Source organism: Mycolicibacterium chengduense (assembly GCF_033741155.1).
GTDB lineage: Bacteria > Actinomycetota > Actinomycetes > Mycobacteriales > Mycobacteriaceae > Mycobacterium.
The window spans coordinates 577,997-604,431 of sequence record NZ_JAWQNH010000005.1 but is presented as its reverse complement, the minus strand read 5'-3'; the positions used below and the strand labels follow the sequence as shown (position 1 = coordinate 604,431).

Here is a 26,435-nt window from a genome sequence, read left to right as displayed (position 1 = left end):
CTAGCCGGAAAGTTCGCTGTCAACTTCCGCAATAACATCTGCGGGGTGAACTGGCAGTCGTGGTCGGGTCGGACCCTGGCCCTCATCGTTCGGCCCACCGCCCGCCCCCTCGGGTGGGGTGTGGTGGTGGCGGCCGGCTTCATCGTCGCCGAGACGCTGGTGGTGCTGGCGCTCAAGCGGGTGGCTCCCGATGACGCGTTCGGAGCGGTCTTCCTGCTCGGGGTGCTGGTGATCTCGGCCGGTTGGGGGTTCGGGCTCTCGGTGGCGACCTCGGTGGCCAGCGCGCTGGTCTACACCTACTTCCACCTGGACGGCCGCGATACCCTGGCGCCCGCCGTCGGTGTCTTCCTCACGTTGGCACTGGTGACCAATGTGCTGGTCGGGCAGGCCCGGTTGCGCACCGCCGAGGCCGAGCAGCGGCGTCGCGAAGCGACCAGCCTGGCCGATCAGCAGGCCGCGCTGCGGCGGGTGGCCACCCTGGTGGCCCGCGGGGCCCCCACCTCGGAGGTGTACGACGTCGCGGTCTCGGAGTTGGCGCACAGCCTGCGCGCGCAGCACGTCACGTTGTTGCGCTACGAGTCCGATGGGCACGCGGTGGCGCTCGCGACCAACGACCCGCGGGCTTTCGCGGTGGGCCAACGGTTTTCGTTGGCCGGTGACAATGTCGGCAGCCGGATCATGGCCACGGCCGGCCCGGCCCGCATCGACGATTACGGCGCCGCCACCGGCGAGGTCGCGACGATGCTGACCGGGTTGGGCATCCGGTCGGGCGCCGGCGCACCGATCGTCGTCGACGGTCAGACGCGCGGCGCGCTGGTGGTGGCCTGGCCACAGCCGCGCGGCGCTGCCGAGCACGCCGAGGCCCATATCTGTGATTTCGCCGACCTGGTGTCGACCTCGATCGCCAACGCGGAGACACGCGCAGAGCTGACCGCGTCGCGGGCCCGCATCGTCGCTGCCGCCGATCAGGCCCGGCGCGGCTTCGAACGCGATCTGCACGATGGTGCTCAGCAGCGCATCGTGGCGCTGAGTCTGCAGTTGCGGGCGGCCGAGGCGGCCGCCGAGGGCGCCCTGCGCACCCAGTTGTCCGGCATCGTCGAGGGTCTGGCCGGCTTGTACGCCGACCTGCAGGAATTGTCCCGCGGTCTGCACCCGGCGATCCTGTCGAAAGGCGGGCTGGCGCCGGCGATCCGCACGCTCGCTCGCCGGTCACCGGTTCCGGTCGAACTCGACGTGCACGTCGATGAGCGGTTGCCGGAGTCGGTGGAGGTGGCGGCTTACTACGTGGTCGCCGAATCACTCACCAACGCAGCCAAATACGCCAAAGCGGAGGTGATTACGGTTACGGCGGTCGCCGATCAGGCCGGGTTGCGGCTGAGGGTGACCGACGACGGTGTCGGTGGCGCGGTGGCAGGCGGCGGATCGGGTCTGGTCGGTCTGCGTGACCGGGTGGAGGCGCTATCGGGCGAGTTTGGAGTGTCCAGCGCCGTGGGCGCCGGGACCACCGTCACCGCGGCTATCCCGCTGAACGCCTGAACGCCTGAACGGCAGCACTCGGCACACTTCCTGAGGTTGCCGGGCCGGGGCCGCACCGATGTAGGACGGGTGCCTGCGCTTGGCCTCGACGAGCGCGCGCATGTTCTGCCGGGCGCGTCGCGGTGCGAGTTCGACGATGTTGGTCTCGGAAATCGCGGTCGCTGCCATGGTGTCCTCCTGTACGGGTCGTGCATCCGTCACCATTGAGGTTGCTCGCCCAATGGAGGAGGATCTTCAACGAATGCCGTGAAGTTGCTGAGAAAGCGCGGGACGGGGTCGGAACGGCAGCACCAGGCAGGGTCGCTCCGGATTCTGCGCCGCGTGCCGCCGGGAGGCCACCACGATTGAGCGCAGATGGTGCCGCGCCCGTCGGGACGCAAGGTCGACGACATTGCTCTTCACGGTGCCCGCTACGGCGCCCGACACAGGTGCTGTCATGACCGTCCCTCCTCGCCCTGACCTGCGTCAGAATGCCCCGTTCGCTCGGTGCGCAAACCGCTTTGCCGCCAGGTGTAAGGCCCGCACCGCCGGGGTAATCCGGCAACACAACACACCGGGTGAGGAAGAGGTCATGCGACTGCGGCGGAGTGCACTCTCGGCTCCCGGGATCAGCCGGAATCGGCGGGGAAAGGGATTCGCCTACTACGGCCCGGATGGTTCGTTGCTGAATGACGACGCCACGATCGAGCGGATCAAGGCCTTGGTGATTCCGCCGGCCTGGAAGAAGGTGTGGATCTGCCCGTTCCCGAACGGCCATGTTCAGGCCGTCGGCACCGATGCGGCGGGCCGGCGACAATACCTGTATCACCCGCAATGGCAGCAAGAGCGAGCCGAGGAGAAGTTCGACCGGGTGCTGGAGATGTCCACCCAGTTGCCGGACTGGCGCGCCAAGGTCGCCGCCGATCTCGGCGGCAAGGGCCTGGGCCGCGACCGCGTGCTGGCCCTGGCGCTGCATCTACTGGACCAGGGGTATTTCCGCGCGGGTGGCGAGCAGTACGCCGAGGAGAACGAATCGTACGGCCTGGCAACGTTGTTGTGCGAGCACGTCAGTGTTCGTGGCGACGCGGTGTCCTTCGACTACCCGGCCAAGAGCGGTGTCCAGCGGCGACTGGAGTTGGCCGATCCGGAGGTGGCGCGGGCCGTCAAGGCGTTGTTGCGCCGTGGCTACCGGAGCGAGCGACTGCTGGTGTGCCGGGCCGCTTCCGGCTGGGCCGATATTCGATCCGATGATCTCAACGCGCGGTTCAAGGAACTCGTCGGTTCGGAGTTCAGTGTGAAGGACCTGCGCACCTGGCACGGCACGGTGCTGGCCGCGGTCGCTTTCGCCGACGCCGATCCGCCGGTCTCCAAGCGGGTGGTCAAACGCGTCGAGGCGGCCGTGATGAAGGAGGTTGCCGAGTCGTTGGGCAATACGCCTGCCGTGGCGCGCGGTTCCTATGTCGACCCTCGGGTGATCGCCGGCTACGAGCAGGGCTTGACCATCGGCGCGGGAGTGCGCCGCGCTGCGCGGATCGACGATTCCGTTGGTGCACAAGCGGTTCTGGAGAAGGCCACGCGTAACCTCATCCTCAAGGTGGACAAGGGCAATGCCGCGTCACGACGGCCCCAAGGTGCGCCGATGCCGACGGCGGCATGAGCGTCGCCATCCGACGCGCCGTGCGCTCCGAATGCCTTACGACGCGAGCGACGACCGTCGCACCGGGGAGAGGACAAGGTATGCCGGGTGTGCAGACCATCGCCAAGCAGGTGGTGGAGACGGTGGGATCCGTGGCCGGGATCAGAATCGGACTGGAAGAGCCGAAGTTCAACGCGGTGGAGTTGGCACGAGGAGTGCAGATACGCCACTACGGGGAGCGCATCGCGGCGCAGACCAAGGTGTCGGGCGAATCGGAGGACCGGGCCCGGTCGACCGGCTTTCGGCGGGTGGCCGCCTATATCTTCGGGGCCAACGACGGCGGGCGCAGCATCGCGATGACCGCGCCCGTTGCGGTGCAGACGGGACGGTCTCGCGGCACGAAGATCGCCATGACGGCCCCGGTTGCTCAGCAGGGCGATGACGACGAGTGGGTGATCCGCTTCTTCATGCCCGCCGAATGGACCATGGACACGCTGCCCAAGCCCGACGACCCGCGCGTCGAGCTGGTGACGGTCCCGCCGCAGAAGTACGCCGTCCTGCGGTTCAGCGGCGGCTACGACGCCCGCCGAGTGGCCGAACAGACGGCCAGATTGCGGGAGATTCTGCGGGAAAACGGGTTCGAGGCCGCCGGCGAACCCATCGCGTGGTTCTTCGACCCGCCGTGGACGCTGCCCTTCCGCCGTCGTAACGAGGTGGCCATCCCCGTGGCGTGAGAGCCGCTGCGTCAACCCGGCTGTGCCGATTCAGAGCCGACACATAGCTGATAATTATATTCGCTAACTATCGTTTCAGATATGAACGCACACAAACTGATCGCCGGAGTCGCGATCGCCGGTGGATTGACAGCAGCAGCGGTGGGCATCGGGGCGGGGACGGCCGCGGCCGCACCTGCCGCGACAACCGGTCCGGTCCCGGCCTGGGGTCCGCCCCCACCCGGACCGGGCTGGGGCGATCACGATCACGGTTGGGGCCGGCCCGGCTGGGGGCCGCCGCGCGGTTGGAACCCGAACGAGGGCCCGTGGGGGCCTGCCGGCTGGAACGGCGGCTGGCAGCCCCCGGGCGCCGTCTGCCTGGGCCAGTGGTGCATCTAGCCCGTCAGGCCGGGCTCAGAAGTCCCAGTCCTCGTCCTCGGTGACCACGGCCTTCCCGATCACATACGACGAGCCCGAGCCGGAGAAGAAGTCGTGGTTCTCGTCGGCGTTGGGGCTCAACGCCGACAGGATCGCCGGGTTCACGTCGGTTTCGTCCTTGGGGAACAGCGCCTCATAACCCAGGTTCATCAGGGCCTTGTTGGCGTTGTAGCGCAGGAACTTCTTGACGTCCTCGGTCAGGCCGACGGAATCGTAGAGATCCTGGGTGTACTCGGTCTCGTTGTCGTAGAGCTCAAAGAGCAGCTCATAGGTGTAATCCTTGAGCTCTTGGCGCTCGGCCTCGTCCACCAGGGCCAGCCCGCGCTGGTACTTGTAGCCGATGTAGTAGCCGTGCACGGCTTCGTCGCGGATGATCAGCCGGATCATGTCGGCGGTGTTGGTCAGCTTGGCCCGGCTGGACCAGTACATCGGCAGGTAGAAACCGGAGTAGAACAGGAAGCTCTCCAGCAGCGTCGAGGCCACCTTGCGCTTGAGCGGGTCGTCGCCGCGGTAGAAGTCCATCACGATCTGCGCCTTGCGCTGCAGGTTCGGGTTCTCCTCCGACCAGCGGAACGCCTCGTCGATCTCGGCGGTGGAGCACAGCGTGGAGAAGATGTTGCTGTAGCTCTTGGCGTGCACCGACTCCATGAAGGCGATGTTGGTGTAGACGGCTTCCTCGTGCGGGGTCAGCGCATCGGGGATAAGGCTGACCGCGCCGACGGTGCCCTGGATGGTGTCCAGCAGGGTCAGCCCGGTGAACACCCGCATGGTGAGCTGTTTCTCGGCGTCGGTCAGGGTGCCCCAGGACGGGATGTCGTTGGACACCGGGACCTTCTCCGGCAACCAGAAGTTGCCGGTCAACCGGTCCCACACCTCGGCGTCCTTCTCATCCTGGACGCGGTTCCAGTTGATGGCCGAGACACGGTCGATCAGCTTTATTCCGTCGGACATCTCAGACCCCAATTCGGTGCGTGGTGTGTGGCTGTCACGACACTACAACTGGGGGCCGACAACACGCCGGAGCCCCACAGATTGTGTTTTCGTGTCGCGTCGGTCAGGCCGTGAACTCGTACTCGGCCGGGTGGAACTGCCGGGTGGACAGCCAGTACTGCCAGGTCATGCCGCTCCACAAGGTGCGATTCACCCCATGGGCGTCCATGTACCAGCTGTGGCAACCTCCGGTGCTGAACACCGTGCCGGCCAGATCGTGCTGCAGCTGCGCGTTGAAGTCGTCCTGGGCCCGCCGCGTCGGGGCCAGCGCCTTGGCGCCCGCGGCGTCGGCGGCCGCGATCGCCTGCGCGACGTAGCGGATCTGCGATTCGATCATGAAGACCACCGAGTTGTGTCCCAGCGCGGTGTTCGGGCCGAGCAGGAAGAACAGGTTCGGCATACCGGCCACGGCGATGCCGCGGTGGGCTTGGATGCCCTCGGCATTCCACCGGTCCACCAGGTCTTCACCACCGGCGCCCTTGATGTCGACGTAGGTGTAGGAGTCGGTGACATGGAAGCCGGTGGCCCACACGATCACGTCGACCGGGTGCTCGGCGCCGTCGCCGGTGACGATCCCGGTCGGGGTGAGCCTGGCGATCCCGTCCGTGATCACCTGTGTCTTGGGGTTCGCGATGGCGCGATAGTAGGTGTCGGAGTTCAGGATTCGTTTGCATCCCGCGGTGTAACTCGGGGTGAGCTTGCGGCGCAGGTCGGGATCTTTGATGCTGCGGTTGATGTTCCAGCGGCCCAGCAGCTCACCGATCTTGAGCAGCCGCGGCTGCCGCGTCATGGCGAACCCGACCCCCTCGTGGATCCAGTAGATGGCCGCCCGCATCAGCGCCCGGGCGCCCGGAACATAGGTGAACATCCGCCGCATCCATTGCGGGAAGGCGTTATTCGGCCGCGGCATCACCCAGGCCGGGGTGCGCTGGTACAAATCGAGCCCGGACACCTGGTCGATGATCGCCGGGACGATCTGGATGGCGCTGGCGCCGGTGCCGATCACGGCCACCCGTTTGCCGGTGATGTCCACGTCGTGGTCCCACTGAGCCGAGTGGAACATCGCCCCCGCGAATGTGTCGGCGCCCTCGATCTCGGGGATCGACGGGATGTGCAGGCCGCCGGCCCCGGAGATCAGGAACTGCGCGACGAACTCCTGCCCGGACTTGTCGAAGACGTGCCAGCGGGAATCCTGTTCATCCCAGTGCGCGCGGTCGACATGGGTGTTGAACCGGATGTTGCGGCGCAGGCCGTACTTGTCGGTGACGTGCTTGAGGTAGTCGAAGATCTCCGGCTGGAACGACCACATGTGGCTCCAGTCCGGCTTCGGTTCGAAGGAGAACGAGTACATGTGCGACGGGATATCGCACGCGCAGCCCGGGTAGGTGTTGTCCCGCCAGGTGCCGCCGATCTCGTCGGCCTTCTCCAGGATCAGGAAATCCCGGTCCGTGAAACCCTGCTTCTTGAGCGCGATGCCCATCCCGAGACCGGAGAACCCGGACCCGATGATCAACGCGCGGGTGACGACGGCGGACATAGCTCACGGCCTTTCCCGGGAACGGCGGTACCGGATATCCAGTATCCAGACTGTGCGCCCCCGAAGGCAACAGCCGCAGCTCAGGCGCCCAGGTCCGCCTGTTGGCGCTTGACGGCCTTACTGACCGGCTGGTCCGGGTCGATCGCCACACCCATCAACTCGCCGGTGCCGTTCACCGCACCCATCATGATCGTGGTCATATGGGCGACGAACTGGTCCATCGGCATCCGGCGGGCACCGTCCTCGCTGCCGCCCAGCCACCAGTCTGTGGCCGAAGCGGCGGTCCCGAACAGGGCGAATGCGGCCAATTCGAAGACCGCTGGGTCCAGGTCCATGTCCTTGAGCTCGCCGCTGACCATCTCGGCGATCGCCAGGGTGATGTCCCGCCCGCGGTTGACCGTCGTCATCGCCGCCGCTGACTGGTCGGCGAAGCGGCCCTGCAGCAGGAACCGCACCACGTTCGGGTGCTGGTCCACCAGCTCCACGTAGTGCTCCACGGCCCGGCCGATGATCTGCCGGGCGGTGTCGGTCTCGATATTGATCGACGGGATGACCGCTGCCCACAGCATGTCGCGCATCCGCTCGCCGATCTGGGCGAACATGTCGGATTTGTCGGTGAAGTGCCGGTAGATCTTCGGCTTGGCGGTGCCGGCTTCCTCGGCGATCTCGCGAACGCTGACGTTGGGGCCGAGCCGGTCGATTGCGCGGAAGGCCGCGTCGATGATCTCCGCGCGCACCTTCTTGCGATGCTCACGCCACCGCTCGCTGCGCGCATCGACCTTCACGCCCGGTTGCCCACCGGGCAGCGGTATGGAGGGAAGAGATGGTCTGCGCACTCACATACTGTACCGGCTCGCCGCCCCTGACCTGCCATGACCGCTCGGTGCGTCATCCACCGCCACACCGGCTACGAATGTCTTGGGTACCATCAACCGAACACCATCCCTTTCAACGAGGCGGAGAATGACGGCCCGATACGACCTGGTCATCGCGGGCGGAGGCCCGTCTGGATCAGCGGCTGCCTGGCAGGCCGCCCAGACGGGGGCACGGGTGATCGTCCTGGACAAGGCGGACTTTCCCCGGGACAAACCCTGTGGCGACGGCCTGACCGCGCGCGCGGTCAGTTACCTGCAGAAGATGGGCCTGGCCGACGAGGTGGCCAAGTACCACCGGATCAACCGGGTCACGGTGTACAGCCCGAGCGCGTGGGAGCTGTCGTTCCCCCGCCGCCCCGGTATGCCCGATCACGGGCACACCGCCAGCCGCACCGACCTGGACCTGAAGCTGCTCAAGCACGCCGAATCTGCGGGCGCCGAGGTCCGTCAGGGCGCCGAGGTCGCCGGCCCGGAATTCGACGCCGACGGCCGGGTGGTGGGTGTGGTGCTCAAGAGCGGTGAAAAAGTGCTCGGGGATGCCGTCATCGCGGCCGACGGGGCCTACTCCCCCATCAAGCGGGCGCTGAAACTGGATTCCGAGTACAACGGCTACTCGGCGATCGCGATCCGCTCGGAGATGCCCGCCAACCGTCCCGACGGCGACAGCATGGACATCTACTTGAAGCTGCTGTTCCAGGGCGATCAGCTACCCGGCTACGGGTGGGTGTTCCCGATGGGCAACGGTGTCTTCAACATCGGATTGGGCTACGTCAACAGCTACAAGAACTGGCAGTCGATCAACGCCACCCAGTTCCTCGGCGAGTTCCTGCGGTCACTGCCACACGATTGGGAACTGCCGCCGATCGAGGAGTTGAAGAAGAACAAGAGCGTGCGGGCTTGGCGATTGCCGATGGGCTTCACCGCCTGGCCGCCGTGGCGTCCCGGTGTGCTGTTCACCGGTGATTCACTGGGTGCCGGTAAGCCGGCGTCCGGTGCCGGTATCTCCAAGGCCCTCGAATCCGGTTTGGCTGCAGGCGAATGCGCCATCGCGGCGTTGCAGAACGGTGGTCCCGACGACTTCACCAACTATGCGCAGCGGATGGAAGCCGCGTGGGGCAGGGAGTACCGGCGCGGGCGCTACATGCACAAGCTGATCGGGAACCCGAAGATCGCCGAGGCCGGTATCAAGCTGATCGACAACGCGGCGTTCCGGGACCGGCTGCTCAAGACGCTGTACAGGAAGGCGCAGGGGCCCGCGCACCACAAGGTCTAGCTGAACGCGTAGTGCACGTGTTCGCCGACGGCGACGAACCCGATGCGCTGGTAGATCCTGTTGGCACCCTGGTTGGTCGCGTCGGCGAACAGCACGACCTCGTCGGCGCCGCGCGCGTGCGCGTGCCTGGCACCGGCCGCCGTCGCCGCCGCCGCGTATCCGTGCCCGCGGTGCCCGGCCGGGGTGAAGACCGGGCCGATCCGCGACACACCGGCCAGCGGCGCATGCACCCGCACCATGCTCACCGGTGTGCCGCCGACGGTCCACAGCACGATGTCGCTGTCGACGGCGGCGATCTGGTGCAAGTAGGCCCGTCTGGCGTCGTGGTCCGACGGTGCGCCGAAGGCCTCGACGAAGAAGGCGTCCAGCCACTCGACGAGCAGATCCACCTCACGTCCGACGGCCAGCCGGCTCTCTCCGGGTACACCGACCGGCGCCGCCAACGCCGACAGCCGGTACAGCGGCTCCACATCGGTCAGCTCGGCGTTCATGCCGGCGACGTCACTCCATGCCGCCGCGAATGGCGTTGTGCTGTCCCGTGTTCCACGCACGCTCGGCAACCCCGACTCGACCCCCGTGAGCGCGCCGGCCACGTCCGCCACGCAGGTCGGCGGCAGGCCGCTGGTCAGCAGGGCCCCGTCGCCGAGCTGAACGGCGGCGCCGACCGTGAGGCCATCGGTGACCGACACCATGAGCTGGCCGTCATCGGATACCGGCATGCGCAGGGTCGTCAGTTCCACCGTGAAGGTCACCGGGTCCGGTAGATAGACCGACCGGGCGACCGGGGCGAACTCGTCCCGGGTGCGGTGCAGGGTCACGTCCATGCTTCCCAGGGTGGACGGATTCGTCGTGCGGCGCCACCGAATTTCGCCGGCGCCGGCGGCGTCACTCGCTGTGCGTCAATTGGTCTGTATAGGCAGCGCCGGCGCTACCGGTGAGTTTGGCGGCGTCGAAACCGTATCCGACCGCGTCGCCACGGACCGCGCGCAGCGGATCCTCGAAATCCCGGAAGTAACCCATCGCCCACGCGCCTTCCTGGTAGCCGATGAGCTTGAGCAGGTCGTCGTCGAGGGTACGCGCGACTTCTGGTGGTACGGAAAGGAATTGGTTCTCCTCCTGGCGGACCCACCCGACGCAGTAGTTGACGTTGATGGCGCGGCGCACCTTGTCGCTGCGATTGGCGGCACCGCTGTGCACGATCTTGCCGGAGTAGAGCAGCACCGAACCGCGCGCCATCTCGGCCTGCAGGCACTCGTCGTCGGCATAGTCGGTGGGCTTCTTGTCACCGACTTGGCTTCCCGGCACCACCCGGGTGGCGCCCATCTCGGCGGTGTAGTCGGTCATCGCCCACAGCGTGTTGCACTGCACGTGGTAGTCGTCGGGGAACGGGTAGAAGTCGAAAGCGTTCTGGTCACGATGCAGCGCCTGATCCGATTCGCCGGGCTCGATGGAGATGACCTGGGTCAGCATCAGCTGGAAGGCGCTGGCGTGGCCGAGGAAGTCCTTGCAGACGCCGAGGATCGACGGGTGCTGGATCAGCTCGCGGCAGGCCGGGGACCGGGCGACGAGCGCACCCGTGCGCCGGGTCTTGCGGCCGATCATCGCGTTGTAGCCCATCGGTGTCGCGTCCAGGTACGGCGCCAGCTCGACGGTGATGGTGTCCATCAACGAGTTCGGCACCAACTCGTCGACGATTACATAGCCGTCCCCGCGGAGATGGTCGGCGAGTTCGGCCGCCGAGGTGGTGGCCGGAACGTGGTTGAGCGCGGTCATGCTGTCGAGTATCGCGGAGCATGTGTGTTGACCAGGTAAAACGGCGTCACGCATCCGTTACGGCTGCCCGGCCGGCGCGCCAGTGTGGGCCCTGTGCACGCGAATCCGCGGCACTGCGTACACAGCCCCCACACTCGAGAAGGGTCAGCGCCGGCCACGCTTGGTCGGCTTACCGGCGACCTTGCCCGCCGCGGCGCGCGCCGCCTGCTTGGCCAAGGTCTTCTCCCTGGCGGTGCGCTTGGGGGCCGGCTCAGCCTGCCCGCGTGAGGATCCCGGCTTGCGGCCCCGCACGACGCCGACGAACTCCTCGACCAGTGGCGCCTGCGGGCCTTCCGGCACCGTGAGCACCACCGGACAGGGCGGCGCTCCGGCGATCGGCCGGTAGGTCAGGTCCTTACGGTGATGCAGGCGCGCCAGCGACTGCGGGACGATGAGCGCGCCCATCCCGGCGGCAACCAGTTCGATTGCGGCCTCGGTGGTTTCGGGCCGGTACTCGACCGCGACGCCCGGCGCGTCGGCCCAGGCGAGGACGTCGTCGAGCGGCACCAGCACCGGCTCGCCGTCGAGGTCGGTGGCGGTGATCTCGTCGGCGGCACTGAGCAGATGATCGGTCGGCACCACCGCCACCGTGGTCTCCTCGTAGAGCGAGATGACCGCCAGCCCCGACGTGTCGGCAGGCAACCGGAGCACCGCCACGTCGACGGCCCCGGCCCGCACCGCGTCGGCCGCTTCCGCCGCCGCGACCACTTGCAGGTTCAGCGGCGTCTCGGGGTGGCGCTGCGCCCAGTTCCTGGCCCATTTCGCCGGCGTCGCCCCGGGGACGTACCCGAGGGTGAGCGAGGTCTGGGTCACGCGATCAGGCTACCGATAGGCTTCTCCCATGAGCAGGCCCAACGCGCAGTCGATGAAACCGGCCACCGCGGCGAAGAAGCTGGACGTGTACTTGCCCGCGACGCCGGCGGAGTTCCAGCAGAACGCGATCACCCGCGCCGAACTGGCCGCGCTGCAGGAGGATCCGCCGCAGTGGCTCAAGGACTTGCGCAAGGACGGGCCGCACCCCAAGAACCTCGTCGCCGCCAAGCTGGGCGTCTCGATCGCCGGCCTGGCGCGCGGCGGCGTCACCGACGCGCTGACCACCGAGCAGATCGATGCGCTACTCGAGGAGATGCCCGACTGGCTGGTCGCCGAGCGGGAGAGCTACCAGAACGTGCTGGCCGAGGAGCGGCGCGTCAAGGCCGCGCGCGCTCACAAATCCCGTTGATCCAGAACTGAGAGCGAAGAATTCGCGAAACCAACGCTCTCACGTCTGAATCGACGAGTCGTCGCAGACGTTGATCGAGTAAGGCAGCTGCAATCCAACCGACCCTGGCGGGTCGTCGCGATTCGGTCTCCCAGATCGAGACCACAATCCAGCCGTTGAACAACCGTGATTGGGCCGCACTCGTTTGCTCCTAGATCCGGTGTCGTCAGGGAGCTCTCGACCCATTGCCAGCTGGCCCAGGAATTGCCGTGAACGTTGGCGCCGACGTGGGGGTCGCCACCGACGTGGGGGTCGCCACCGACGTGGGGGTCGCCACCGACGTGGGGGTCGCCACCGACGTTAGTGGCTGAGGTGGAGACGTTGAGCCGGGCGCTGACACGGTGGTTTCTGCGGTGGCCCAGGTTGAAACACAAGTAATAAAGATTGCCGCAAATAGGCTAGCGCCGAACCATTTTAAAGCCTTTTTAAAGGCCCGGAACTTCCTATCGGCGATACGACACAGCATCAGATTCTGCTGCCAGGCTTCGGATTGGACGGACGACCAGGAACTTTCAGGAATCTCGGGCACCGCACCGGAGGCAACACTGGTCCATGCGAATCGATTCGAACCACCAGTCGCCTCAGTGCGGGGCGAGAGGGCGAGGTAGAGGTGAGTTACGGTGACGAACAGGCTGACAACGTAGGTAATAATCAGCATCACCAAAAGTGCAGTTGCGCTACCGAGCTTGCCGCTCTCAAAGGCGCGATGAACTGCATCTGCGTTTGAAGCTGAAGCGCTGGCTACGACACCGGTCGCAGCAGCTACAACGGTGCTCTTGGTGTCGGCGTTCTTGATCCAATTGCCAGACTCCTGAATCGCAAACTTCGCATCGGCGAGGGATTCCGACGCGGTCTGGCACAGCAGCTCGTTTGGACCGGGCTTCCAGCGCCAGCGGCTACGCCGCAACGGTTCGAACTCCAGCAACCGGCCATTGTCTGGTAAACCGCCACTCCGTGTAGGCACCTAGCCAATGAGCGGCCCACCCTATAGCGGTAGCGGCCGTGTGTTGCTCTGATTGCCAATCGCTTTCGGATGCGACGCACAGATTTCCGTTGAGGTACAGGTGGGGCGACGGAATCCACCGCTTACCCGCATTGACCCCCAACTTCGGGCTCGGAACTACTACCCGAGGCAATCCCTGGTCTCGTCGAGTCATCACCAACGTATTGAATTTTCCTCTACCTGTGTCGATAACGCCTCCCCAACAGGGACCCAGGTCGCCCTCCGCCGGCAGGTAGACGAAATTGGGGAACGCCTCTCCAACCGCCCGCAAGTGGCGATCGACGTTCGCGGCATCTGACCACCACCTCTTCGGCCGGCCCGGCTCGTCTACCTCTTCAGCAGTGCCGCCGTGGAAAGAATGATTGGAAATCGGGGTGACACGACCGAATGTCGAGTGCTCGAAACCCGTTGCCGTACTTGTGACCCCGTCAAAGATGATGCGCCCGTTGACAGTAACGTATCGCGGTACGTGGACACCGTGGTGATGTAGAAGTTCTGGGATAGTCATAGTTGTTGCCGCCTAATTGATTGCAATACTGGTAGTCGGATTGCCATTGATCTGCTGGACTGCCCCCGGGATAAACGCGAGAGTTCTCCGCCAGTGGTAGTTATAGAAGCGGTAATACTTACGCTCGTAATCGCGGTCGTATTCCTTCGGGGAGTCATTATGTTCGTTGAACGACGTCGCGTCCGGCAGCTGTTCAGCGATACCTTCGCCGATTACAATCTCCCAAGACTTCGCCTTCTTCTCACATTTTGCAGCAAAGTTGGCCGCAAAGCCGATTGGATTAATCTCACTGCGCTCTGGAATTCCACTGCGGACAAAGCTTATCGGGCCGTAATCAAGCCCTGCACGCGCCTTGACCGGGTGTACGCCCGCGGCACGAAGTCGAGGATTCAGCTGATTTTCAACAGCATCGAGCACAAATGCGCTTGCAGCCAGGGCTAACACAGAATCGACACGGGCATCGCCTGGACCGAATCCTGCGAAGAGTCCATCTCCACGCAGACCGAGTGGGTAACCGCCCCAAGCGCTGACCGCTTCAACAAATCCCGTGAGCACGGCGTGTGCCAAATTGACGACTTCTGACGGGTCGTCCCAGAAGGTTCGGCCAGTGAAGTCGGTCAAATCGAGAAAGACAGCAGCTAAAGAGACAGTCCGGCTTTCGCCAATGGCTAATTCCTCGAAATCGGGATGGCCCAACGCCTTTGATCGTGTTTCCAGCGCAGTTCCGGCAGAAGCGACTATGGACTTCCCATACAACTGTCGATTGCCGAAGTCGCGCATGACAGTGTCGCCGAACTGCTTGGTGTCGTACTCGATCATTTCTCATGCCCTATCCAGGGCTGCGGCAGGCTACAACATGCAGCTGACGCAACCTTCCACCTCGGTGCCTTCCAGGGCCATCTGCCGCAGTCGGATGTAGTACAGCGTCTTGATGCCCTTGCGCCAGGCGTAGATCTGCGCCTTGTTGACGTCACGGGTGTTGGCGGTGTCCTTGAAGAACAGCGTCAACGAAAGCCCTTGATCCACATGCTGGGTGGCCGCGGCGTAGGTGTCGATGATCTTCTCGTACCCGATCTCGTACGCATCCTGGTAGTAGTCCAGGTTGTCGTTGGTCAGGTACGGCGCCGGATAGTAGACGCGACCGATCTTGCCTTCCTTGCGGATCTCGATCTTGGACGCCACCGGGTGGATCGAGCTGGTCGAGTGGTTGATGTAGCTGATCGAGCCCGTCGGCGGGACGGCCTGCAGGTTCTGGTTGTAGATACCGTGCGTCTGCACCGACTCCTTGAGCTGGCGCCAGTCATCCTGCGTCGGGATGTGGATGTCGGCGTCGGCGAACAGCTGCCGCACCCGCTCGGTCTTCGGCTCCCACACCTGCTCGGTGTACTTGTCGAAGAACTCGCCCGAGGCGTACTTGGACTGCTCGAACCCCCCGAAGCGGGTATCCCGTTCGATCGCAATGCGATTGCTGGCCCGCAGCGCGTGGTACAGCACCGTGTAGAAGTAGATATTGGTGAAGTCGACGCCCTCTTCGGAGCCGTAGTAGATCCGCTCGCGCGCCAGGTATCCGTGCAGGTTCATCTGGCCAAGGCCGATGGCGTGCGAGCTGTTGTTGCCCTGCTCGATCGACGGCACCGACCAGATGTGGGTCTGATCGCTCACCGCGGTCAACGCCCGGATGGCCACCTCGATGGTCTGGGCGAAGTCCGGCGAGTCCATCGCCTTCGCGATGTTCAGCGAGCCGAGGTTGCACGAGATGTCCTTGCCCACCTTGGCATACGACAGATCCTCATTGAACACCGACGGCGTGGAGACCTGCAGGATCTCCGAGCACAGGTTGGAGTGCGTGATCTTGCCTGCGATGGGATTGGCCCGATTGACGGTGTCTTCGTACATGATGTACGGGTAGCCCGACTCGAACTGCAGCTCGGCCAACGTCTGGAAGAACTCGCGCGCCTTGATCTTGGTCTTGCGGATCCGGGCGTCGTCGACCATCTCGTAGTACTTCTCGGTGACCGAGATATCGGCGAACGGAACGCCGTAGACCTTCTCGACGTCGTACGGCGAGAACAGGTACATATCCTCGTTCTTCTTCGCCAGCTCGAAGGTGATGTCCGGGATCACCACGCCCAGCGAGAGCGTCTTGATCCGGATCTTCTCGTCGGCGTTCTCCCGCTTGGTGTCCAGGAACCGGTAGATATCCGGGTGGTGGGCGTGCAGGTACACCGCACCGGCACCCTGGCGGGCACCGAGCTGGTTGGCGTAGGAGAACGAGTCCTCCAGCAGCTTCATGATCGGGATGACGCCCGAGGACTGGTTCTCGATGTTCTTGATCGGCGCGCCGTGCTCACGAATGTTGGTGAGCAGCAGGGCAACACCGCCGCCGCGCTTGGACAGCTGCAGCGCGGAGTTGATGGAGCGCCCGATGGACTCCATGTTGTCCTCGATGCGCAGCAGGAAGCAGGACACCGGCTCGCCGCGCTGCTTCTTGCCCGAGTTGAGGAAGGTCGGGGTGGCCGGCTGGAACCGGCCGTCGATGATCTCGTCGACGAGTTTCTCGGCCAGGTCGGTGTCACCGGCGGCCAGGGTCAGCGCCACCATCACCACGCGGTCCTCGAAGCGCTCCAGGTAACGCTTCCCGTCGAAGGTCTTCAGTGTGTACGAGGTGTAGTACTTGAAGGCGCCGAGGAAGGTCGGGAACCGGAACTTCTTGGCGTACGCGCGATCCAGCAGCGACTTGATGAAATTGCGCGAGTACTGGTCGAGCACCTCACGCTCGTAGTACTCCTTCTCGATCAGGTAGTCGAGCTTCTCGTCCTGACTGTGGAAGAACACTGTGTTCTGGTTGACGTGCTGCAGGAAGTACTCCCGCGCGGCCTGGACGTCCTTGTCGAACTGGATCTTGCCGTCTTTGTCGTACAGGTTGAGCATCGCGTTGAGCGCGTGGTAGTCGGTCTCCCCGGGGAGCGCATGAGTCCCGGTGGTTACCGGCTCTGCAGCTGTGACGGTTGGTGGCACGTCTGTTCCTTCCAAAAGTCTTGCAATCCCGCGCGGACGGCTTCCACGTCGTCGGGGGTGCCCATGAGTTCGAAGCGATACAGGTACGGCACGCCGCACTTGCGGGACACCACGTTGCCCGCGTAGGCGAATTCGGCGCCGAAGTTGTTGTTGCCCGCGGCGATGACGCCGCGGATCAACGACCGGTTGTGCGCGTTGTTCAAAAAGGCGATGACCTGTTTGGGGACGTATCCCCCGTTGTTGATATCGGGTGTGGCCTTGCCGCCACCGTAGGTCGGCAGGACGAGCACATAGGGCTCGTCGACCTCGATACGGCCGTGCAGCGGGATCCTGGTCGCCGGGATACCCAGCTTCTGGACGAAGCGGTGGGTGTTCTCGGAGACGCTGGAGAAGTACACCAGGTTGGTCATCCGCCCACCCCTTCGTCCGTGACGTGTCTGACTAAGCGCTGACCGCCGCCGCCGCGAGCGCCTTGATGCGGTCCGGCCGGAATCCCGACCAGTGCTCGTTGCCGGCCACCACGACCGGAGCCTGCAGATAGCCGAGGGCCATCACGTAGTCGCGGGCCTCCATGTCGACGCTGATGTCGACGATGTCGTAGGCGATACCCGCCTTGTCGAGGGCCTTGTAGGTGGCGTTGCACTGCACGCACGCGGGCTTGGTGTACACGGTGATCAACGGCTGAGTCATCGGCGGTACGGCTCCTCTTGCGGATGGGACTGGCAACTTATCTGGTACAGCGTTCCTGCGGGGCCCGAGATTCCTGCCGGCCGGGGCCGAGATGCAGCCGCCGGCGTGCTGCCGACCGGCTGAATTCCGGGCCCCCACCGACCCGTACTGCTTGGGGTCCGTCGGTTCGCCAAACACTACACCTAGTGTCCGACAAACCGAAGGCATACAAGATGTTCTGAACCACATTCATGAAATTCCCTGGTCGTAAGCCCTTCGAGCACGACACGCCCCGGCGTGTCGCACGTCACATCGAGGGTGTGTCGCCATATCTAGGGGTCTACCACCGGGCACCGACAAGCTCCGGACCGTCGATCGCCACGAGCAAAACCGTCACACCATCGCCGACGCCGCGGCCACGTGCCCGGCAAAAGCGGCCGAGGTGGCCAGCGACAGGTACTGCCGCACCCAGTGCCGGAAGCCGTCCTCGTCGCCGGTAGCCCGGGCCACCAACGCCCGCAGTCGCAACACGGCCACCTCGTGCAACAAGAAGCCGGCGTCGACCGGATCGGCGGCCAGCCGCTCGACGGCCGCGCAGGCCGCGGCGATGTCGCCCGCGGCCGCACGGCCGAGCAGCGCCTCCACGAGGGCGATGGTCGCGGGACCACGCCACACGACGGCCCCGAGGTCGAACAGGGCATCCACGGCGCCCCGGGCCAACGCCACGGCGTCGTCGAAGTTGCCGAGGGCGCGGTGCCTGCCGGCGAGGTGGATGTCGGCGATCAACACGATCGACGAATTGCCGAAACCCTGCTGAGCGGCCCGGCGGGCGTGGCTCAGGTGCTGGTATCCGGCTGCACGCTCGGCCTCGTCGTCGCGGGCGACCAACGCGATACCCCGGGCCAGGTACGCATGGACCACGGTGAAATCGTCACCGGATTGCTCAGCCACCACGACCGCGGCCGCAGTGTCGCGCAACGCGTCGTCGTCCGCACACAACGCACCGAGCCCGATCTGTGCGTACTTGTGCAAGGTGGTCACGACGAAGATCAACGGGTCCAGCCGCCGCCCGGCTGCCAGGCCTGCGTCCAGGTCGTCCTTCCAGCCGGGCCGGCCTACGGACATGCCGGCCACGCCGCGGATCGACAGCGCCAACGTCGACGGCGAACCGACGAACACGGGCTCGACGGCCGTGCCCTTCCCGAACGCATGCCGCACCACACGATCCGCGAACACGAACAATTCATGGACTTCGGCGGTTTCCCACTTCGCTGCCAGAATGCCGAACGAGACCGTGACCGCCAGATCCTCGTCACCGATGTCCGCCAGCAGCCGCAACAGTTCGGAGGCCAGCTCGGAAGCGGCCCGCGGGTGATTGTGCAGCGCCAGTGCCATCATGTAGCCCGACATCCCCACCGCCAGGGAACGCCGGTCGTCGCAGCGTTCGCACAACCGGCGCAGCTCCCCGAAGTTCGCCTCGGCCTCGGAAAGCCCGATCCGCCAAGCGCTCCCGCACAGGGCCGCCGCCGCCTCGATCTGCATCGTGAGCCGGTCACGCGCACCCGGTGGTTGCCGTTCGGCCACGGCGACGGCCCGTCGCCAACTGACCCGCGCGGCGGCGATGTTGCGCAACGCCAGGTGGTTTCCGGCCCGCATGTACCAGGCGAACGCGGTGGCGAAGGCACCGGCACCCTCATGGTGGGTGGCGATGAGGGCGGCGTTCTCATCGGGGGTGCCCGGCCCGTCGTGTTCGATCGCCGCCGCCAGCCGGCTGTGCAACCGCGCGCGGTCGGAGCGCAGCTGCGATTCGTAGGCGACGGTGCGGATGAGGGGGTGGCGAAAGGCGTACTCGACGCCACCGTCACCGTCGCACTTCTCGATCATGTCGGCTTCGAGCAGTTCGACGACACAGAGCTCGTCCACCAGGTCGCCGAGCCGGTTTACGGCGAACCGCGTCCCGATGACCGCCGCGGCGTTCAGCGCGTTCTTGGGTGCGTCGCCCAGCCTGTCGATCCGGGCGGCGATCGTCGACTGCAACGTCGGCGGCACTCCGGTGACGCTGGCACCCGAACACGCCACATACGATCCCGGAGTACCTTGCAGCACATCACGTTCAGCGAGATCGCGCACAATTTCCTCGGCGAAGAACGGGTTGCCCGCCGCGTGGGCGGCAATCTCAGCCGCCACGGACGCCACTGTCGGGTCGGTGCCGACCAATCCTGCGATCAGCGCTGCGGTGTGCACGTCATCGAGCGGCACCAGGGTGATGGTGGCGAGGGCGGGGAGCGCGGCGAGCCTGCCGTGGTACTCCGGCCGGTAGGTGATCACGGCAAGGGGCGGGGTGACGGCCCCGAGAAACTCTGCGATGGTGGACTCGCTGGCTTCGTCCATCCAGTGTGCGTCCTCGACGACGTAGATATCGGGTGAGCTGCGTGCGCGCGATGCCGACGCGAGCAGTGCCGATAGCCGGCGCCGGCGCGCGTCCGGGTCGATGGGCGGCCTGGCCGCGTCTGGTTCGGCAATGCCCAGCAGGTCGTCGAGCAGCAGCAGATCGGCCGGATCGGCGGCTGACAGATGCTCGCGTACACAGGTTCGGGCGGCCTGCCCGTGCAGGCTTCCCACCCCGGTCAGATCGCGGAACAGCCGGGCCGCGGCGTGGAACGGGATATCGCGGGCGTGGGATTCACAGACGGTGGACACGATGCCGAAACCCTGTGTGGCAGCGATGTCCAGCACTTCGGCAACCAACCGGCTTTTCCCGATACCGGGTGGTCCCACCACGCCGACGACGGTACGCACGCCAGTACGCGCCGCCTCGACACGGGCGCGCAGCGCGCGCACTTCCGCATCGCGACCCACCAGCACGGACCGCGACCGCTCCGACCCCGCGACGCCGACCGCCGCACCCACGAGCTGGCGGCCCAGTACCGGAACATCAGAGTTCTTGATGCTCAACCACTCCGCAGGACCCATCTGCATGGCGCCCTCGACGAGGTGTGCCGTCGATGCGCTGAGCAGCACACCACCGGGCGGCCCCGCCGCCTCCATCCGCTGAGCCATCCCGACATGCGCGCCGATGACGGTGTAATTACCTGGGACCGAGCCGATTTCCCCCGTGATGACCTGCCCCGAGTTGAGACCGACCCGGAGCTGGAAGCCGGCGTCGTCACGCCGACGAACATCGGCATCGAGTGCCCGCGCCTCGGCTTGCAGGTCGAGCGCGGCCAAGCAGGCCCGGATGGCGTGATCCTCCAGTGCCACCGGCGCGCCGAAAGTGGCCATGATGCCGTCACCGGTGAAGTGGACCGATCCGCCGTAGCGCCGTACAACTTCTCGGGACCGAAGGAACAACTCACCCATCACCTCGCGCAATCGTTCGGTGCCCAGTGTCGCGGCCAGGTCCATCGACCGCACCACGTCGGCGAACAACACCGTCACCTGCTTGAACTCCGAGTGGTGGGCGCCCGGTGCGACGGCTGTACCGCATTCGTCACAGAATTTCGCGCCCGCTCGCGGCTGCGTCCCGCACTGCGCACAGGCGATCGACATCGGTCAACCCTTCGCGGCGGGAATGCGCAGCAGCCGGCTCTCCAGCAGATCGGCACCTCGCGTGACGCCGCCCGCCGCGACGAAACCGGCCGCCACCCGGGCCGCGCCGTCCGTCATCCCCATCGCCTTGATGATTGCCGATCGCAATCGGGTCGGATTGAGCCGGCCCGCCGAAACCTTTGTCCCGCAACCAGATACCACTACCCGGCGCGCAACCTCGAACTGATCCCGGCCGTGCGGCACCACGCAGACCGGGACGGCACGCGCCAGCGCCTTCTGAGTGACGCCCATCCCCCCGTGCGTGACGGCGCATACCGCATGCTCAAGTACCGCCGCATGATCGACGAAACGACGCACCGTGGCGTTTGCGGGAATCTGCAGACCCTCGGGCACACCGCAGGGAAAGGTCGCAACGACGTGCACCGGCAGGTCGGCCAGTGCGGTGAGCGTGGTGATCGGCAGCGCATCGTCATTCTGTCGTTCCGACGACGTGGTCACCAGAACCGTCGGGCCGGAGAGTTCTTCGACGCGTTCGAACCCGTCACCCGCGGCGAACTCGCATGGACCGATCATCACCACACGCTCGTCCCAATCCGAGTGCGGGTATTCGAAGGGTTCGGCGGTGCCCACCAGGGCAAGAGGCGCCCGCAACACGAAGTCGTCGGCACAGCCCAGCGGCTCGACGCCCACCGCCCGGTGGATGCTGTTCAGCGGGTCCACCATCGCCCGGTCGAGCAGGGGGCGCATCAGCGCCCCGACAGCGGCGTCACGCAGCCGCCCGGCGGCTCCCCCGGCAGGCGCCAGTCCCAGGCCGAACGGCGGAACTCCCGCGGACCGCAGGTAGGGCGGATACGGCCACAACGTCGCCCACGGTCGGCCGGCGGCCTCGGCCACAGCCGGGGCGCCCCAGCAGTTGGGGTCGAGTACCAACACGTCCGGGTCGACTGCGTCGATGGCGGCCCGGACATCGGCGACCTCGAGTTCGGCGCGGCGGGCGAAGACTTCGAATCCCCGGAGCAGTGCCCCCAAACCGGTGCGCGCGGTCCAGTCGGTCATCGCCACCGCTTCGATCTGCGGGTCGACGGCCGTCGTGTCGAACCCGGCGCGCGCCCCGATCGGCACGGCCGACGACAGCGTGCGCAGTACGACGTGATGCCCGCGTCGGCGCAGTTCGCTCAGCAGCGCGGCAATCGGGAACAGATTGCCCAGCGCCGGCGAGGTATACGCCAGGATCGTGGCCATCGTCGCACGTCAACATCCCAAACGTGGGAGCCGAACCGATGCGCCGGCCCCTCGAGACGCGAGTCTATTGCGTCATCGAGGGGCCGGGGCCGGGATGGCGATCTCAGCCGACCTCAGCGGCGAGCTTGCCGACCACGTCGCGCACCTTGGCCACCACATCGGCGGTCTCCCGCGGGTGCTTGCCGTCGAAGGTGGCCGACGGAATCGACAACTTCTCCTCGATGACGCGCGGACCGGCGATGCCGAAAGACTTGCGGGTTTCGTCGTGCGCCCACACGCCGCCGTACTGTCCCAGCGCGGACCCGATGACGGCCACCGGCTTGTCCTTGAGCGCGCCATTGCCGTACGGACGGGAAAGCCAGTCGATGGCGTTCTTCAGCACGCCCGGGATGCTGCCGTTGTACTCGGGCGTGACCACCAGCGCGGCGTCGGCGCTCGCGGCCGCCTCGCGCAGGGCCACCACCTCGGCCGGCGCGTCCGCGGTGTCGAGGTCCTCGTTGTAGTGCGGCAGGTCACCGAGCCCCTCGTAAAGCCGCAGTTCCACGCCGTCCGGGGCGGACTCGATGGCCAGCTCGGCCAGTTGGCGGTTCACCGACGCGGCCCGCAGGCTGCCCAGCAGTACGAGGATCTTGGTATCCGACATGTTCACTCCCTGAGTCTGTTGGGTCATTGCGATCGTCACACAGTCTAACCGGACCATAGTCCGAATAATTCCGGCTGAGTTAAAGTGCAGGCATGGGCGCCCCCGATCCGCTGACAGCGTTGCCGCTGACGAACGGCGCCGCCCCGCAGGAGCGCGGTGACGCCGCACGCAATCGTGCCCTGTTGTTGGACGCGGCGCGACGGCTGATCGCCGAGCGCGGCGCCGAGGCCGTCTCGATGGACGACGTCGCCGCCGCGGCCGGGGTCGGCAAGGGCACCCTGTTCCGGCGCTTCGGCAGCCGCGCCGGGCTGATGATCGTGCTGCTCGACGAGGACGAGAAGGCCGAACAACACGCATTCATGTTCGGGCCGCCGCCACTGGGCCCCGGCGCCCCGCCGCTGGAGCGCCTCCTGGCCTACGGCCGTGAGCGGCTCTGCTTCGTCCGTACCCACCATGCGCTGCTCTCCGACGCCAACCGCGACCCACAGATGCGGTTCAACTCCCCCGCCACGTTGCACCGCGCACATGTGCGGATGCTGCTGGAGTCCGCGGGAACCACCGGCGATCTCGACGCGCAGACCGAAGCGCTGCTGGCCCTGCTGGACGCGGACTACGTCGTGCACCAACTCGACGACCGCGGACAGGACCTCGAGCGCCTCGGTGACGCATGGGAACAGGTCGCACGCAAACTCTGCGGCACGTGACAACCTGGATTCTGCACGTCGACCTGGACCAATTCCTGGCCTCGGTCGAGCTTCGCCGTCATCCCGAGCTCGCCGGACTGCCGGTGATCGTCGGCGGCTCCGGTGACCCGAACGAGCCGCGCAAGGTGGTGACCTGCGCCTCCTACGAAGCGCGGGAGTTCGGCGTGCATGCCGGCATGCCGCTGCGCACCGCTGCCCGCAAATGTCCGGCCGCCACGTTCCTGCCCTCGGACCCGGCCGCCTATGACGCCGCTTCCGATCAGGTGATGGGCCTGCTCCGCGATCTCGGCCATCCGCTGGAAGTGTGGGGGTGGGATGAAGCGTATATCGGTGCGGCCGTTGATGATCCGTTCGAACTCGCGGAGCGGATCCGCACCGTCATCGCCGCCGAGACCGGGCTGTCGTGTTCGGTCGGCATCAGCGACAACAAGCAGCGGGCCAAGGTGGCGACCGGGTTCGGTAAACCAGACGGGGTGTACCGACTCACCGACGCGAACTGGATGGCCGTGATGGGTGACCGGCCGGTCGACGCACTCTGGGGCATCGGGCCCAAGACCTCCAAAAAGCTGGCCACCCTGGGCATCACCACCGTCGCCGATCTGGCCGGCACCGACGCGACCACCCTGACCGCCGCCTTCGGCCCCAGCACGGGGCTGTGGATTCTGTTGCTGGCCAAGGGTGGTGGCGACGACACGGTGAGCACCGAGGCATGGGTGCCGCGGTCACGCAGCCACGTGGTGACCTTCCCGCACGATCTCGTCGACCGCGCCGAGATGGAAGCCGCGGTCAGCGACCTGGCCCGGCGCACCCTCGCCGAGATCATCGAAGCGGACCGGACCGTCACGCGCGTCGCGGTGACGGTACGCACCAAGACGTTTTTCACCCGCACCAAGATTCGCAAGCTGGCCGTCGCCGGCAACGATCCCGAACCGATTGTGAACACCGCGTTGGACCTGCTGGGCGAGTTCGACCTGGACCGTCCCATCCGGCTCCTGGGTGTGCGACTGGAACTGGCGATGCCGTGCTGAGCACCATCGCGGTTCGCGGCTACCGGTCGCTGCGTGATATCGCGTTACCGCTGGGTGAGCTGACGGTGATCACCGGGGCCAACGGCACCGGGAAATCGTCGGTGTACCGGGCGCTGCGCCTGCTGGCCGACTGCGCGGGCGGCGCGGTGATCGGCTCGCTGGCCCGCGAGGGCGGGTTGGAGTCGGTGCTGTGGGCCGGTCCGGAGCAGACCTCAGGTGCCCGGCGCACCGGTGAAAGCACCGGCACTACCCGCACCCGCCCGGTTTCGCTCGAGTTGGGTTTCGCATCAGACGATTTCGGCTATCTCATCGACCTCGGCCTGCCGCAGTACGCCGGACCGAATTCGGCGTTCGCCCGCGATCCGGAGATCAAGCGGGAGGTGGTCTTCGCCGGCCCGGTCGCGCGGACCAGCGCCATCCTGGTGCGACGCGCCGGACAGTACGCCGAAGTGAGTGCAGCCAGCGGCCGCGGCTTCGACCCGCTGACCAGTGGGTTGCCGACCTATCACAGCGTGCTCTCCGAATTCGCCCATCCCGGAGCGCACCCGGAGCTGGCAGCGGTGCGAGAACGGTTACGCGGCTGGCGGTTCTACGACGGGTTCCGGGTGGATGCCGGCGCCCCGGCCCGCCTGCCCCAGATCGGGACGCGCACCCCGGTACTCTCCGACGACGGTGCCGACCTGGCCGCGGCGGTGCAAACCATCCTGGAGGTCGGCCACGACGACCTGGCCCGGGCGGTGGCCGACGCTTTCGACGGCGCCCGCCTCTCGGTCGCGGTGCACGACGGCCTCTTCGACCTACAACTGCACCAGCCAGGGATGCTCCGCCCGCTGCGGGCGGCCGAATTATCCGACGGCACACTGCGTTTCCTGCTATGGGGTGCCGCGCTGTGCTCCCCGCGACCCCCGTCGCTGATGGTGCTCAACGAGCCGGAGACCTCACTGCACCCCGACCTGGTCGCACCGCTGGCCACGATGATCCGGTCCGCAGCGACCCGTACGCAGGTGCTCGTCATCACCCATGCCGCCGAGCTGGTGCGGCAGCTCGCCACCGATTCCGAGATCGAACTGTACAAGGAGTGGGGCGAGACCCGCGTCGACGGGCAGACCATGCTCACCGCGCCGCGGTGGGACTGGGGTAAGCGCTAAACCCGGCGCGCCTTGGGCCGCAGCGCCCGGGTGAACAGCACGTTCACCCGGGTCATCGCCACGCTGTACGGCCACCAGGCCAAGCGCTTGAACAGGTGCAGCGCCCGGATATCGGTCGAGGTGTAGATCAGGAACCGGTTGCGGGCCACGCCGTCGAGAAGCTTGGCGGCGGCGTGCTCGGGAGATACCGCGTGCCCGGCGAACCGGTCCACCCATTTCGCCACCCGCGGGTCCTCCCGGTCCACACCGACGATCTGAACCGTTTGCACCAGAGGAGTTTTCACCGCCCCCGGTACCACCACCGACACCCCGATCCGGTGCCGGGCCAGATCGAAGCGCAGCACCTCACTCAGCCCGAGCAGCCCGAACTTGCTGGCACTGTAGGCGGCATGCCACGGCAGCGCCACGATGCCGGCCGCCGAGGACACGTTGACCAGATGGCCGCCACGCCGGGCGGCGACCATCGGGGGCAGGAACGACTCGATGACGTGGATGGGCCCCATCAGGTTGACGTCGATCATCGACTTCCAGTGCTGGTGGGTGAGCGTGGAGACGGTCCCCCAAGCGGAGATGCCCGCGATGTTGCAGACCAGATCCATCGAGCCGTGCGCGGCATGGATGTCGGCCGCAAAGGCCGTGACCGCATCGAAGTCGGTGATGTCCAGGGCCCGGTGAACGCTCACCCGGCCGCCGAGCGCCTCGGCATCGGCGACGGTGCGCGCCAGTCCGTCGGCGTCGCGGTCGGTGAGGAACATTTCGGCGCCGTCGGCCGCCAACCGCAGGGCGGTGGCGCGGCCGATGCCACTCGCCGCGCCGGTCAAAAGACACCGTTTGCCCGCGAACGTTTCCGGCATGGCCCAGATGCTACCGGCG

25 protein-coding genes are annotated in these 26,435 nt (G+C 66.4%); 9 read left to right on the top strand and 16 right to left on the bottom strand.

Annotation, left to right across the window (positions count from 1 at the left end; all coding sequences use genetic code 11):
* Positions 1-45 precede the first annotated feature (45 nt).
* The 4 genes from SBI67_RS21290 (at position 46) to SBI67_RS21275 (ending at position 4,263) form a co-directional block, all read left to right on the top strand.
* Complete coding sequence (locus SBI67_RS21290; RefSeq protein WP_318982461.1) at positions 46-1,536, top strand: GAF domain-containing sensor histidine kinase; 1,491 nt, start codon at positions 46-48, stop codon at positions 1,534-1,536.
* Positions 1,537-2,107: 571 nt separating this feature from the next.
* Complete coding sequence (locus tag SBI67_RS21285; RefSeq protein ID WP_318982460.1) at positions 2,108-3,172, top strand: DNA topoisomerase IB; 1,065 nt, start codon at positions 2,108-2,110, stop codon at positions 3,170-3,172.
* Positions 3,173-3,252: 80 nt separating this feature from the next.
* Positions 3,253-3,885 (top strand): SOUL family heme-binding protein, encoded by a 633-nt coding sequence (locus SBI67_RS21280; protein WP_318982459.1) that lies wholly within the window; start codon positions 3,253-3,255, stop codon positions 3,883-3,885.
* 81 nt (positions 3,886-3,966) lie between these two features.
* Entirely contained in the window at positions 3,967-4,263 is a 297-nt protein-coding gene (locus tag SBI67_RS21275; RefSeq protein WP_318982458.1) for a hypothetical protein, read from the top strand.
* A gap of 15 nt (positions 4,264-4,278) precedes the next feature.
* On the opposite strand, the gene nrdF is transcribed toward SBI67_RS21275, so the two are convergent.
* The 3 genes from nrdF to SBI67_RS21260 form a co-directional block, all read right to left on the bottom strand.
* Positions 4,279-5,253, bottom strand: a complete 975-nt coding sequence (gene nrdF / locus SBI67_RS21270) for a class 1b ribonucleoside-diphosphate reductase subunit beta (protein ID WP_318982457.1) — start codon at positions 5,251-5,253, stop codon at positions 4,279-4,281.
* A 103-nt stretch (positions 5,254-5,356) separates the two neighbouring features.
* Positions 5,357-6,829, bottom strand: coding sequence for a flavin-containing monooxygenase (locus SBI67_RS21265; protein WP_318982456.1), 1,473 nt, complete (start codon positions 6,827-6,829; stop codon positions 5,357-5,359).
* Between the two features lie 80 nt (positions 6,830-6,909).
* Positions 6,910-7,665 carry a TetR/AcrR family transcriptional regulator gene (locus tag SBI67_RS21260; RefSeq protein ID WP_266047001.1) on the bottom strand — a complete coding sequence of 252 codons (756 nt, stop codon included), beginning with the start codon at positions 7,663-7,665 and terminating at the stop codon, positions 6,910-6,912.
* A gap of 127 nt (positions 7,666-7,792) precedes the next feature.
* Here SBI67_RS21260 and SBI67_RS21255 point away from each other — a divergent pair, with 127 nt between their 5' ends.
* A complete protein-coding gene (locus tag SBI67_RS21255; RefSeq protein ID WP_318982455.1) occupies positions 7,793-8,977 on the top strand; it encodes a geranylgeranyl reductase family protein in 1,185 nt (394 codons plus the stop codon).
* Here the strand turns inward: SBI67_RS21255 and SBI67_RS21250 are convergent.
* The 3 genes from SBI67_RS21250 to SBI67_RS21240 all read right to left on the bottom strand — a co-directional run bounded on the left by SBI67_RS21250 (position 8,974) and on the right by SBI67_RS21240 (position 11,602).
* Positions 8,974-9,801 (bottom strand): GNAT family N-acetyltransferase, encoded by an 828-nt coding sequence (locus SBI67_RS21250; RefSeq protein ID WP_318982454.1) that lies wholly within the window; start codon positions 9,799-9,801, stop codon positions 8,974-8,976. The two genes, SBI67_RS21255 and SBI67_RS21250, sit on opposite strands and share 4 nt — an antisense overlap.
* 61 nt (positions 9,802-9,862) lie before the next feature.
* A complete protein-coding gene (locus SBI67_RS21245; RefSeq protein ID WP_318982453.1) occupies positions 9,863-10,750 on the bottom strand; it encodes a phytanoyl-CoA dioxygenase family protein in 888 nt (295 codons plus the stop codon).
* A gap of 144 nt (positions 10,751-10,894) precedes the next feature.
* Positions 10,895-11,602 carry a LysR family transcriptional regulator substrate-binding protein gene (locus SBI67_RS21240; RefSeq protein ID WP_318982452.1) on the bottom strand — a complete coding sequence of 236 codons (708 nt, stop codon included), beginning with the start codon at positions 11,600-11,602 and terminating at the stop codon, positions 10,895-10,897.
* 28 nt (positions 11,603-11,630) lie between these two features.
* On the opposite strand from SBI67_RS21240, the gene SBI67_RS21235 reads away from it, so the two are divergent.
* Positions 11,631-12,011 carry a DUF5997 family protein gene (locus SBI67_RS21235; protein ID WP_318982451.1) on the top strand — a complete coding sequence of 127 codons (381 nt, stop codon included), beginning with the start codon at positions 11,631-11,633 and terminating at the stop codon, positions 12,009-12,011.
* A gap of 205 nt (positions 12,012-12,216) precedes the next feature.
* Here the strand turns inward: SBI67_RS21235 and SBI67_RS21230 are convergent, their stop codons facing one another.
* From SBI67_RS21230 to SBI67_RS21195, 9 genes are all read right to left on the bottom strand, one after another.
* Positions 12,217-12,975, bottom strand: a complete 759-nt coding sequence (locus SBI67_RS21230) for a Pycsar system effector family protein (RefSeq protein ID WP_318982450.1) — start codon at positions 12,973-12,975, stop codon at positions 12,217-12,219.
* Positions 12,947-13,561, bottom strand: coding sequence for a type II CBASS E2 protein (locus SBI67_RS29250; protein ID WP_489685568.1), 615 nt, complete (start codon positions 13,559-13,561; stop codon positions 12,947-12,949). The genes SBI67_RS21230 and SBI67_RS29250 overlap by 29 nt, the downstream gene beginning before the upstream one ends.
* Positions 13,562-13,573: 12 nt before the next feature.
* Positions 13,574-14,380 (bottom strand): adenylate/guanylate cyclase domain-containing protein, encoded by an 807-nt coding sequence (locus tag SBI67_RS21225; RefSeq protein ID WP_318982449.1) that lies wholly within the window; start codon positions 14,378-14,380, stop codon positions 13,574-13,576.
* 30 nt (positions 14,381-14,410) lie between these two features.
* Entirely contained in the window at positions 14,411-16,579 is a 2,169-nt protein-coding gene (gene nrdE / locus SBI67_RS21220) for a class 1b ribonucleoside-diphosphate reductase subunit alpha (protein ID WP_318982448.1), read from the bottom strand.
* Positions 16,546-16,989: a class Ib ribonucleoside-diphosphate reductase assembly flavoprotein NrdI gene (gene nrdI / locus SBI67_RS21215; protein ID WP_318982447.1), complete on the bottom strand. Its 444-nt coding sequence runs from the start codon at positions 16,987-16,989 to the stop codon at positions 16,546-16,548. Before nrdI ends, nrdE begins: the two co-directional genes overlap by 34 nt.
* 31 nt (positions 16,990-17,020) lie before the next feature.
* Entirely contained in the window at positions 17,021-17,269 is a 249-nt protein-coding gene (gene nrdH / locus SBI67_RS21210) for a glutaredoxin-like protein NrdH (protein WP_266046992.1), read from the bottom strand.
* 372 nt (positions 17,270-17,641) lie between these two features.
* Positions 17,642-20,797: an AAA family ATPase gene (locus tag SBI67_RS21205; protein ID WP_318982446.1), complete on the bottom strand. Its 3,156-nt coding sequence runs from the start codon at positions 20,795-20,797 to the stop codon at positions 17,642-17,644.
* A 3-nt stretch (positions 20,798-20,800) separates the two neighbouring features.
* Complete coding sequence (locus SBI67_RS21200) at positions 20,801-22,039, bottom strand: nucleotide disphospho-sugar-binding domain-containing protein (RefSeq protein WP_318982445.1); 1,239 nt, start codon at positions 22,037-22,039, stop codon at positions 20,801-20,803.
* A gap of 103 nt (positions 22,040-22,142) precedes the next feature.
* A complete protein-coding gene (locus SBI67_RS21195) occupies positions 22,143-22,682 on the bottom strand; it encodes an NADPH-dependent FMN reductase (RefSeq protein ID WP_318982444.1) in 540 nt (179 codons plus the stop codon).
* Positions 22,683-22,774: 92 nt separating this feature from the next.
* On the opposite strand from SBI67_RS21195, the gene SBI67_RS21190 reads away from it, so the two are divergent.
* Genes SBI67_RS21190 through SBI67_RS21180 form a run of 3 tightly spaced genes read left to right on the top strand, consistent with a single transcriptional unit; the run spans position 22,775 to position 25,562 of the window.
* Positions 22,775-23,386 carry a TetR/AcrR family transcriptional regulator gene (locus SBI67_RS21190; RefSeq protein ID WP_318982443.1) on the top strand — a complete coding sequence of 204 codons (612 nt, stop codon included), beginning with the start codon at positions 22,775-22,777 and terminating at the stop codon, positions 23,384-23,386.
* On the top strand, positions 23,383-24,414 hold the full coding sequence (locus SBI67_RS21185; RefSeq protein WP_318982442.1) for a DNA polymerase IV: 1,032 nt from the start codon (positions 23,383-23,385) through the stop codon (positions 24,412-24,414). The genes SBI67_RS21190 and SBI67_RS21185 overlap by 4 nt, the downstream gene beginning before the upstream one ends.
* Positions 24,408-25,562, top strand: a complete 1,155-nt coding sequence (locus SBI67_RS21180; RefSeq protein WP_318982441.1) for an AAA family ATPase — start codon at positions 24,408-24,410, stop codon at positions 25,560-25,562. Before SBI67_RS21185 ends, SBI67_RS21180 begins: the two co-directional genes overlap by 7 nt.
* Here the strand turns inward: SBI67_RS21180 and SBI67_RS21175 are convergent.
* The gene (locus SBI67_RS21175) at positions 25,559-26,416 is read right to left on the bottom strand and encodes an SDR family oxidoreductase (protein ID WP_318982440.1); all 858 of its coding nucleotides are present in this window, start codon (positions 26,414-26,416) and stop codon (positions 25,559-25,561) included. The two genes, SBI67_RS21180 and SBI67_RS21175, sit on opposite strands and share 4 nt — an antisense overlap.
* Positions 26,417-26,435 lie beyond the last annotated feature (19 nt).